This window comes from Neobacillus sp. NPDC058068 (assembly GCF_042885335.1).
GTDB lineage: Bacteria > Bacillota > Bacilli > Bacillales > Cytobacillaceae > Neobacillus.
Map to the genome: position 1 here is coordinate 71,268 of NZ_JBHVSI010000010.1, position 10,529 is coordinate 81,796.

A 10,529-nucleotide genomic window follows, 5' to 3' on the forward strand; every position below is an offset into this window, starting at 1 on the left:
TACTCCTTAAGATTTTAAAGCACGGACCTTCCTTGCCCTATTTCTTGATCATTTTTGATGGATTGTTGATTTTGTACAGCACCGCTGCATCAACCACGAATTCTTCAGCCACATCTTTTCCTTTAGCCAACTTCTTGGCGACCACTTTTCCATCAAATTCAAGTAAATCACCGGGGGCTAGTTCGAATTTCTTAAGTGTTTTGCTGTGGCTGCACCAGGCAAGCCCGAGCTCTAGCGGTGATTCCTGAACAATTTGTACATGTTCTAAAACCACTACTTCATCATTTTCTTCATTAAAAGGATTGTAAGTTTGGGCAAATTGTTTGACAGTGGCTGTAAAGTGAACTTTATCGGCAGGAAGTTCGAGCTTTGGAGCCTTTTCTTTCTTTGGTTTCACTTCTTTTGCTTTTGCAGGTTTCGATGCTGCTTCTTTTTTGGGAGATTCTATGTCCTTAGCTGGATCGATTTCTTTTGTAACCTCTCCACCCGGTTTTGATGTTGCAGGATCTTTGTCCTCAACTGTAAACATGCTTTCTTTTCCAAAACTGGATTGCTGCATTTCTTTTAAATATGCAGGGTGGATACAAGTTACATTCCCGTCTTGAAACTCAATCACAAGTGTAGCAAATCCGCCTCCACTCCCGTACGTTTCATATCCTTTAATGGTTACCTGACGCTGATAGTTTCGATCCTTGTACCAAAACTCCTTTTTCGCTTCCTTGGCCGAGGAAAGTCCCCACTCCTTCAGTTTGTCTTTATAATGTTCCTCATCACGAAAAGTCTCGTAGTCCCCTTTCGGCGGAATATAGCGGGTTAACTCTGTTTGTTCGATATGTGCTTGCGCCATAACTACTCCTTCACTTCCTTCCACTATGTATTTGGTTTGATTATACCATTTCAGGGAGAAAACAATAAGCTTCATGAACTCCGGCAGAAAACATAGTGCTCAGTCTTTTTTTTCAAAAAAAAAAGACTCTGCGAGAGAGTCTTTTTCATTTATGTTGGTTTAAATTATGCTTTGCGAACGTTAGATGCTTGTGGTCCACGTTGACCTTGCTCAACATCAAAAGTTACTGCTTGGCCTTCGTCTAAAGATTTGAAACCTTCTCCTTGGATTGCTGAGAAGTGAACGAATACATCGTCTCCAGCTTCGCGTTCGATGAATCCAAAACCTTTTTCTGCATTAAACCATTTTACTTTACCTTGTTCCATTTGTATATCCTCCTGCTGTGCGCTGTGCACAATGTATTACTATCCTTGCTCAAATCTTCAAGACAGAAAGCAGTTTCACTTTATCGTTCTTTCCGACCAGACAAAAATAATTCTACTTAACTATAACAGATGCTATTGGATAATGCAACCTAATAAATTAATAAGCACTGGGACAAGATTTTTATTTCTTTAAGATAGTTTCGATTCCTCTTTTGTTTTTCCAAACATATATAAACCAAACGTTTTTCGTATTGATAAGATCATTCCCAATAAAATCATATTAGAAAACAAGGAGCTGCCGCCATACGTTAAAAAGGGCAGGGCTATCCCTTTAACCGGCATGATCCCTACGACCATTCCGATATTTTGGAAAATTTGCACACACATACTAAAGGTAATTCCCGCACAAATATATGTACCAAAAGAGGTTTGTGATTTATGCCCGATTCTAATAATTCGATAGAGCAGGAGCATAAATAAAAGTACAACGAACGCAGCAATAAGAAAACCGCCTTCTTCTGCTACAGTTGCAAAGATAAAGTCAGTGTGTTTCTCAGGAATATAAACATTCCCCTGCATGTATCCTTTTCCTACAAATTCACCGCTCCCTACAGCTAGCAAGGATTTTTGGCTTTGATAGGCTCCTTTACTATCCCCTGTAGGATCCAGCCACCCGATAATCCGCTCCTGCTGATGCGGCTTTAACAAAGGAATTAAATCTTTATAAATGATGTCCGGCTGGTAGAAATACAAATAAACGAGCACCCCGGCAATAAGGGTTGGCACCAGAACAAAAACAGCCACTAACTTCCTTTTTAGACCTGCTAAGTACAGCATGCTCGCAATTGCAATAAAATAGAGAAAGACCATCCCTGTATCTGGCTGCTGATAGACAAACAAGGAGGGTGGAATCGTTACAAGCAGAATTTTCCCCACAAGTAATAAATCAGTTTGAACTGTTCTAAGAAAATGCGTTGCATTATGCCTTGAAATGAGTCTGGCAACCAGAATAATTAATGCTATTTTGAAATATTCTGAAGGCTGAATTGAACCTATTAGGGGAATGCTATACCATCTTCTCGCCCCATATATCACCGGAGCAATCTTTTCCGGTGAAAATCGCAATAGAATGATGGCTACAAATAACGTAATATAAGCAGGCCACGCTAACCTTTCAATTTGGTCAATATCGAGCTTAGCAACCATGAATAAAAGGGTAAAACCAATCAAATAATTGATTCCCTGTTTCAAGGCGAAGTTTTGCGCACCATACTGCCCTGTCTGCTGACTGCTATAAATAAATACGATGCTTATCATAAAAAAGGCCATCAAAATAAGCATGATGGCACCATCTAATCGTTTAAAAATTGTTGTTTCTGAGTTCATTTATTTCACCTTCAAACCAAATTGATCAACCATTACGCATGCCCCGCTTACACATCGGTTAAAATCCGGGCCTTGCTCATTGGCTGCTGCCATCTGACGATGACAAGAAATCACGTAAAGCCTGCTTATTTTTTTCTAAATCAAGTCTAAGCACAGCTCCGACGTTAACCGTTTCATCCTCATAGGCATCTTCAAGTGGGATCCGAATACTTTCCACTTTTTTGGAGTCGCCAGAAATTAACCCTTTCCCAATTGATAGAATCGTTGGCGTATCGACATTTGTATCAATGTACGGTGTTGCCATCCCAAGGATTTTTGGCAGGTTTAATAAACTATGGACACCGACTGCTTGTTCTTTGAGTTTTGAAACTACTTCTTGCTGTCTTTCCACCCGGCCGAAATCACTTAAGCGATCATGACGAAAGCGCACATAGCCTAATAATTTATCCCCATGTAATATTTGTTTACCAGGAAGAAGTGTCATCCCAATTCCATAGGACATTTCATGTGGTATATCCACTTCAATACCGTCAGGGGCAACGAGGTCAACGATTTTTGAAAACCCTTCAAAATCGACAATGGCGTAGTAATTAATATCGACATCAAAATTTTCCTTAATCGTTTTCCTGACTAATTCTGGGCCGCCAAGGGCAAAAGCCGCATTGATTTTTTTCTTGCCATGTCCGGGAATATCGACATACGAATCCCTCATAATCGAAGCGACCTTCATATTATGTGTTTTTTGATTATAGTGAGCAATCATTAAGGTATCAGAACGTGCATGCTCCTCACCGCGCGAATCACTGCCAAGCAATAAAATATTAATCTCGCCAAATTGAGGTTCAGCGCCTTGGAAGTCATCATACGATGTTTGTTCGTCCATATGCTTCCCATTACTAGCTTCTGCTAAGCCATTTTTATATTGATAGACACAATAAATTACGACGGATATAAATAATAGTAGCAGGGTTAAAAGGCTGTTTCTAAGCCATTTTCGTTTCTTTTTTGTTCTAACTCTGTTTTCCATTTCACCTATCACCTGTCAATATCATTTTTGTTTTAAGCATTTTTGGATAATAAATCTAAACCAAGTTTTACGGCGACTGCATCGTCTACATAGCCAATCGGAAAAATGTAATCCGGGATCACATCTACCGAAATAATAAAATATATGAGCACACTGCCAATGATAGCTAGCTCAAAAGGAGTACCCTTCTTTAAGCGAAACCGCTCAAACATTTCCTTTAACTGACTGATAAACGGACCAATACTGCCGACTTTTCGCAGCTTTTTCTTAAAGCCAGTAAGAATAGTCTCTTTTCCCTCGTCGGTCTCTGCATATTGTTGATATTTTGCCAATTGCTGTTCAACCGACTCAATCGAAAACGTTTTGTTGTTCAATTCAGTTGATTCGAGAATGCTTTGAATGCTGTCAATCGACGAGTGAATATCTGAACTCTGCTGTTCCTGACCTTGGTCTACCGGATACCCGGCAGCTACAAATAAATTAGTGATTGGAACTTTAAGGCAGTCGGCGATTTTTTGTAAATGTTCAGGATTGGCCCTTCGTTTTCCATTAATAATCCTTGAAATGGTTGCTGTATCAATGTTAGTAAGCTCACTAAGCTTTCTCATTGATAATGACCGTTCCTTCAGTAATTCTTTTAACAATAAACCAAGTTTACTCGTTTTAGGTTGATCCGCCATACTCTTCTATCCCCTTCAACCAGAAAAATTCAGCTTGTTATTCACATAAGAAAATGAATTTTTTACTATTTTTTTAGATTAATAAAGTTGTATCATTGTGGAATATACCGGATAATTGACATTTTGTCAACAAAAATGGCAATTTAGAAAAATTTAAAAGAAAGCTGTAACGGCAATGATTAAAATGATAATCCCGCTAATGATGGTTCCAAATTCCCCTAGTGTAAAAGAACCAATACGGACGGCAGCTAATTTATGGCCTAACTTCACTCCGGTCCAAACACTGATAATACTGCCAATCGCTGCGGTAAGTGAAATAGCAAGCGGAGAAAAACCGAGAAGCCCGGCACCTAAGCCATTCGTAAGAGCATTCGCTGATAATGCCACACCTGGATTTACCGCTTCTAACCAGCCAATTTCTCTTGAGTTATCGACATCAGCCTCTTCAGGATTCTTAAAGAATCCTGAAGAGGGATTGGCCTGCTCTTGCCTTGTGTCTAAAGCCTTCTTCCGTGATACAGCCAATAATATAATTCTGATAAAAATTATAGATGTAATAGAATTTTTGCGACAGTAAAGTATAAAATTAAACCTGTTCCATCGACTAAAGTGGTAATAAATGGACCAGAAACGATTGCCGGGTCAACCTTCAACTTGTTCAAAATCATCGGCAAAACAGCCGCTACCATCGAAGCCCAGATCACGATAAATAATGCCGCAATCGCAACAACTGCCCCGACGTTGAAATTAACACCAAGGAAGAAGGCGCGGATTAAAGCCACGGTCCCCATCGTCACACCAAGGAAAAAACCTGTCGATACTTCTTTTCTAAACACTTTGAAAATATCTTTAAATTCAACTTCCCCTACGGCCATCGCCCGTACTAATGTTGTTACCGTTTGTGAGCCCGTATTTCCTCCTGTCCCGATTAAAAGCGGTACAAAAAAGGCTAAGGCGATTTGCTCAGAAAGTGTGTCCTCATAATGTCGTAACACTGTTCCCGTATAAGCCTCGGCAACAAACAGAATTAACAGCCAGCCGATTCTTTTTCGATAAATGCTCCAGATCGAATTTTTAAAGTATGGTTCCGTTAACGGTTGACTTCCGCCAAGCTTTTGAAAATCTTCGGTTGCTTCCTCGTGAATGACGTCAATTAAGTCATCAACGGTAAGGATTCCAATCATTCTCTGATTGTGGGTGACGACCGGAATGGCAACAAGGTCGTATTTTGATAATATATCAGCTGCTTCCTGCTGATGAACATCAACAGAAACGGAAATCGGTTCTCCTTGGATGATTTCTTCCAAGACTGTTCCTTCCTTTGCCAAGATGATATCCTTTAAAGAAACAACCCCGACTAGTTCACCGTGTTTGTCTACCACATAAATGTAGGAAACAATCTCTGCCTCATGGCCCACTTTTCGAATGTGTGCTAATGCGTGCTCGACAGTCCAGTGAATTCGTGCCGCAACATAATCGATTGCCGCCAATCTTCCGGCTGTATTTGGTTCATAGTTCATCAGCGTATTAATCTTGACCCGATAATCGTCTGGCAAATAGTCCATTAGTTTTTTCGCTTGATTCGGATGAACCGATAAAAGCAGATTTACGATCGTATCACTTGACATTTCATTTAAAAGATCCGATTTATATTGTTCCTTCATTCGAAGCAGAATTTTATATTGCAGCTCCGGTTCTAAATATTCAAGAATTTCTGCCCCTAGTGAGGTTGGCACTAAAAAGAAAAATGTTAATTGTTCTTCCGTATCTAGCTCACTCACCATTTCAGCTATATCAAATGGCTGTAAATCGCCTATTAATTCATTTAAATTGCCTTGATTTTGCTCTTGTAAAATGGTTTTCAATTCAAGCATCATGTTTTGTTCCATGATCAAAACCTCCTTTTTTTAACTTGACTTGAGGTATTCTATGTTTAGTTTTTCTTGATAAATTCGTTAAAATCCCCAAGGAAATTAACATAAATAATAATGAAGATCCTCCATAACTTACGAACGGAAGAGGTACTCCGGTTATCGGGAGTAAACCCGAAACGGCCGCTAAATTAAAAATGACCTGTACCATGATTTGAAAGGTTAAACCAATTGCCAATAATTTAGCAAACGGATCTTTTGCGTTAAGGGCAATACGGACCCCGCGGTACATGATAAAAAGATAAGAAAAAATAACTAGCAATAATCCAAATATCCCAAGCTCTTCCAAAATAACAGCCATGATAAAATCCGTATGTGCTTCAGGAAGATAGCCAAATTTTTCAATACTATGTCCTAGGCCCTTCCCCCATGTCCCTCCAGATGCGATCGCGTGGTAAGAACTTATTAACTGATACCCGTCGCCGTATGGGTCGGCAAACGGATTTCGAAACGACAATATTCGGTTCATGCGATAGGGGGCGGATATGGCCAAAAAACCAATTCCTCCTACAGCTATACCCCCCAAAAGGATCAGGTGAATAATCCGCGCTCCCGAACACAGAAGGATGAACCCACAAGGTAATAATATGGCCGTTGCTGTTCCTAAATCCGGCTGTTTTAAGATCAGTAAAAAAACGACAGCCAAAATGAACAGCGGCGGCATGACACCTTTCCAAAAATGGGCAATATAGGCTTGTTTTTTGGCATATACGTTAGCAAAATAAATAATCATCACCAGTTTGATCGCTTCAGTAGGCTGGATCAGCATGGGGCCTAATTGGAGCCAGCGTTGCGAATGGTTCCTTTCCACACCGAACCCTGGAATTAACACCATGATCAATAAAATAATCGATATTACTACCAAAATAGGGCTCAGTTTACCGTAAACACGATAAGGAAATACAGCAGTTATGACCATCAGGACGATTCCGATTCCTAATGAGTGAAGTTGTTTTGTATAAAAGTAGCGAGAATCGTGGAAATCCACCGAAGCGATCGGAAAGCTCGCACTATATACCATTACAAGTCCAAACAAACATAAGAAAATGGTCGTTATGACTAATAAATAATCGATTTTTTTTAACCGTTTCAGGTCCATTTCATCACCTCTTGTTGACGATTATCGTGAACTTCGACACAACCTAGATAAATTTTTTAGGCAGAAAAAATAGCCTTTATTTCTCAATTAGTGGAAATAAAGGCTATGTTTGCACATAAAAAAACTATATTCGCTCGACAATTTTTTAGAAAATTGACAGCTTAATAGATTATTACCTAAGTTTCCCCTCGTTCAAGTTTTAGCACTAAATAGCATAGGTACGTTTACCAGCTTCATTAAAAAAGACCTTCTTCCGATCTTTCCTGTTGACCCATTGGCGTCTCTCGACATTTTTGGGCAGAAGCGTTTCTCTATTTAGGAGCCTCACCTAACAGAATACTTTAAGTGTTTATTAGATTAATTAAAATATATGATGTTGTTGTCAAAATGTCAACGAAATAATTCAACGGTAGTACAGAATGCTTTCGAAAAAATTCCCAGTCAGGAAACGAAGTGTTTTTTTTTGATAATTCAATCGTTTTATTGAAAATAAAATTATTGTAAAATATATTTATTTTAAAATATTTAGTAGAAATAACGCGATTCGATTGTATAATGAATTGTATAATTTTAAAGTGAAAATGGTGAGGAACACATGCGTGCGTATAATGAAAAAATAAGTATCTATCATGGAATGGTATCGACCATTGCTGCAAATCTGGCAAGTAACTTCTTTCCGATATTTGCCATATCCATCCTGGGAGCCACTAATTATCAAGTTGGGTTAATCAGTTCCCTACCGCCGCTAATCGCCTTAATCATGACGATACCAGCTGCGATTCTATTAAATCGCTTAGACGAACAAAAAAAGACGGTCGCGATGTCAGTTTTAGGAGCGCGGGCACTATTTATCCTGTTAGTTGGTGTTATTTTTATACCTGCTCCTTACCAAGCATGGGCTTTTTTAATGATCATCGCATTGATGAATGTTCCGGGAACGATTTCGAACATCGGCTGGCAAACGCTGATTAGCGGGATGATTCGTGATGAGCGCAGAGGAGCCTTTTTTAGTGACCGCAATCGGCTGTTAACCATAGTAGGGATGGTTACTACCTTAATTATCGGTGTGGTAATGAAAAAACAAACCGATAATGCCGCTGCTTACCAAGGCTTGTTTTTTCTCGCCTTTATTTTTGGATTGATAGAAGTATACTTCCTAATGAAGCATAAGGAAACCGTGCAGTCGAAACTGAATAATGAGAAGAAGAAGGCCTCGATGGACTGGTCTATCTTTAAAGATCAGGGGTATAAATGGTTTCTGATTACCGCATTATGCTTTAACTTCTCTTGGCAGATGGCTTGGGGGCTTTTCAATATATACAATGTGAGGTATGCACATGCCACCATTCTTTGGATTAGTATCTTTTCCGTGGGCAGTCAGTTGGTGCAAATCTTCTCTTTCCCATTATGGAAAAAATGGGCAGAACAGAAGTCAAACACATTAATGCTTGTCTGGGTTGCAGCCGGGATGGCTACAGCACCGTTTTTAACGGTATTGTCTACTAATCTTATCTATCTAACCTTCGTGCAAATGACATCGGGTTTCTTTGTATCTGGAACAATGCTGTTGTTGTTCAACCTTTTGCTCGAACAATCTCCAAAGGAAAAACGGACATACTGTATTACCACCTACAATGTCCTGTTATCGTTTGTCGCCTTTATGGCACCGCAAATCGGAATCTGGCTTTTAGAAACTACCGGAATGCAAAAATCAATGGGGATGATTTCCATATTTAGATTTATGAGTTCGCTTGTCTTCCTACTCATGTATATTAAATTTATGAAAAGCAAAAAAGGTTTAGGAAAAATACAAATATAACGATGCTAAGTTTCATATTTTAGAAGGTGAGTTGATTTTTAGCAAAACGGGGGGAGAAACATGATCTTAATCAATCATCAACCTGTCAAGGCCGAGGAGCTCCTTTCCACTATTACAAACGATGAACAGAAATCCATTCTTAAACAAATGGCAGCCTTTAATGAAAATTTTCAATATCGCACTGTTGAGCAATTAAAATTTGAACTTCTGTTTAGGTCAAATACGATGAAGGCAGCTCGGGAGCTGAACAAAAGTGGGGCAAAATTTACCACATATAGCTATGCCTTCAGCAATAAGAAGTATTGGAGTCGCCTAGCTAACGGCGGCTTCCTCTTAAAGCCTGATGTTCGTCCTTCTGTCGGCATTTTGGACATCATTAAAAATGGAAAGCTATACGCCTTTGAATGCTCCACCGGGATTGCCATTGTTTTATATATCGCTGCATTATATTCGTTGGGAGAAGAGAGGTTTAATATCCTGTTTGCCAGGCTTTACTTGATGGATTGGCAATTTGATGACGACCTGCCGATTCAACAGAAATATGGAGATGATTACCTGCCTGGGGATGTCCTGCATTTCAATAATCCCGACTTCGATCCGAAACAGCCATGGTGGCGGGCTGAAAATGTGATTTATTTTGGTGACGATCAATACTACGGACACGGGGTAGGAATCCAAAATGCAAAAACCATTATTGACTTTTTGAATAAAAAAAGAAAGCCCGAACCGAAGACTTCAGCTTACCTCATGAGTATGATTACAAGACCGCATTATCAATTGATTTTTTACTAAAAAAAGCTTGGCGGTGGGGCACTTCCCCTCGCTAAGCTTCTATTTTTTATTTAAGACGGCTGCACCGGCGGTACAAGCTTGATTTCCCGGTTGGCATAAATAGCCTCTATTTCAGCGGATTGTAACAACGTTTGAATCTCATTTGCAGGCAGTTTGATGGCCACGCCATTAAGGGCAGCTGTATAGGTATGGACAATGCGATAGGGAATTTGCTTTTCGCCTAAATACTTTTCCGCGTCCTTTTGAAACCGTTCATGACTATCTTTGACGTCCTGTTCCGCTTGTTCCAATGTTAAGGGAATTCCACTTGCTTCTGCCAAGGCAACAGCCGTTTTTGCGGGCTTTGTTTTAAAGTGAATAATGATCGTTACCTCTGCCGGGCTATTCATATTAATCTTTGGGTCAATATAAATATTCTGCGTCATTACCTCTTCCCCCTTCGGTTCTTCCTGTTCTTCCGTTGGTTTACTCTGTACTTCCTTATCCCGTATATTTTGCGTAAAAATTACACCGACACCTACCAAAGACAGCAGACAAAATATCAGTAAAACCTTTCCCCCTTTTGGCAAATCCATACCCCCTT

The 10,529-nt window shown here is 39.6% G+C and carries 11 protein-coding genes and 1 riboswitch; of the genes, 2 read left to right on the forward strand and 9 right to left on the reverse strand.

Annotated features, from left to right (window positions below):
- Positions 1-37 precede the first annotated feature (37 nt).
- The 8 genes from ACFVSW_RS13155 to ftsW form a co-directional block, all read right to left on the reverse strand.
- Entirely contained in the window at positions 38-847 is an 810-nt protein-coding gene (locus tag ACFVSW_RS13155) for a hypothetical protein (protein ID WP_387316618.1), read from the reverse strand.
- A 164-nt stretch (positions 848-1,011) separates the two neighbouring features.
- Positions 1,012-1,212 (reverse strand): cold-shock protein, encoded by a 201-nt coding sequence (locus ACFVSW_RS13160; protein ID WP_024027764.1) that lies wholly within the window; start codon positions 1,210-1,212, stop codon positions 1,012-1,014.
- A 189-nt stretch (positions 1,213-1,401) separates the two neighbouring features.
- Entirely contained in the window at positions 1,402-2,598 is a 1,197-nt protein-coding gene (locus tag ACFVSW_RS13165; RefSeq protein ID WP_387316621.1) for an FtsW/RodA/SpoVE family cell cycle protein, read from the reverse strand.
- 76 nt (positions 2,599-2,674) lie between these two features.
- Positions 2,675-3,625: an LCP family protein gene (locus ACFVSW_RS13170; protein ID WP_387316624.1), complete on the reverse strand. Its 951-nt coding sequence runs from the start codon at positions 3,623-3,625 to the stop codon at positions 2,675-2,677.
- 32 nt (positions 3,626-3,657) lie between these two features.
- A complete protein-coding gene (locus ACFVSW_RS13175; protein WP_387316627.1) occupies positions 3,658-4,305 on the reverse strand; it encodes a helix-turn-helix domain-containing protein in 648 nt (215 codons plus the stop codon).
- A gap of 153 nt (positions 4,306-4,458) precedes the next feature.
- Positions 4,459-4,830 (reverse strand): MntP/YtaF family protein, encoded by a 372-nt coding sequence (locus ACFVSW_RS13180; protein ID WP_387316629.1) that lies wholly within the window; start codon positions 4,828-4,830, stop codon positions 4,459-4,461.
- 20 nt (positions 4,831-4,850) lie between these two features.
- Entirely contained in the window at positions 4,851-6,194 is a 1,344-nt protein-coding gene (mgtE, locus tag ACFVSW_RS13185; protein WP_387316632.1) for a magnesium transporter, read from the reverse strand.
- A complete protein-coding gene (gene ftsW, locus ACFVSW_RS13190) occupies positions 6,172-7,335 on the reverse strand; it encodes a putative lipid II flippase FtsW (RefSeq protein WP_387316634.1) in 1,164 nt (387 codons plus the stop codon). Before ftsW ends, mgtE begins: the two co-directional genes overlap by 23 nt.
- A 177-nt stretch (positions 7,336-7,512) precedes the next feature.
- Positions 7,513-7,678, reverse strand: a riboswitch (M-box (ykoK) riboswitch).
- A gap of 252 nt (positions 7,679-7,930) precedes the next feature.
- Between ftsW and ACFVSW_RS13195 the strand changes: the two genes are divergently transcribed.
- Both ACFVSW_RS13195 and ACFVSW_RS13200 read left to right on the forward strand, forming a co-directional pair.
- Positions 7,931-9,154, forward strand: coding sequence for an MFS transporter (locus tag ACFVSW_RS13195; RefSeq protein WP_387316637.1), 1,224 nt, complete (start codon positions 7,931-7,933; stop codon positions 9,152-9,154).
- Positions 9,155-9,214: 60 nt separating this feature from the next.
- A complete protein-coding gene (locus ACFVSW_RS13200) occupies positions 9,215-9,946 on the forward strand; it encodes a protein-glutamine gamma-glutamyltransferase (protein WP_387316640.1) in 732 nt (243 codons plus the stop codon).
- 50 nt (positions 9,947-9,996) lie between these two features.
- Here the strand turns inward: ACFVSW_RS13200 and ACFVSW_RS13205 are convergent, their stop codons facing one another.
- Positions 9,997-10,515, reverse strand: a complete 519-nt coding sequence (locus ACFVSW_RS13205) for a protease inhibitor I9 family protein (protein WP_387316642.1) — start codon at positions 10,513-10,515, stop codon at positions 9,997-9,999.
- Between the last annotated feature and the right edge of the window lie 14 nt (positions 10,516-10,529).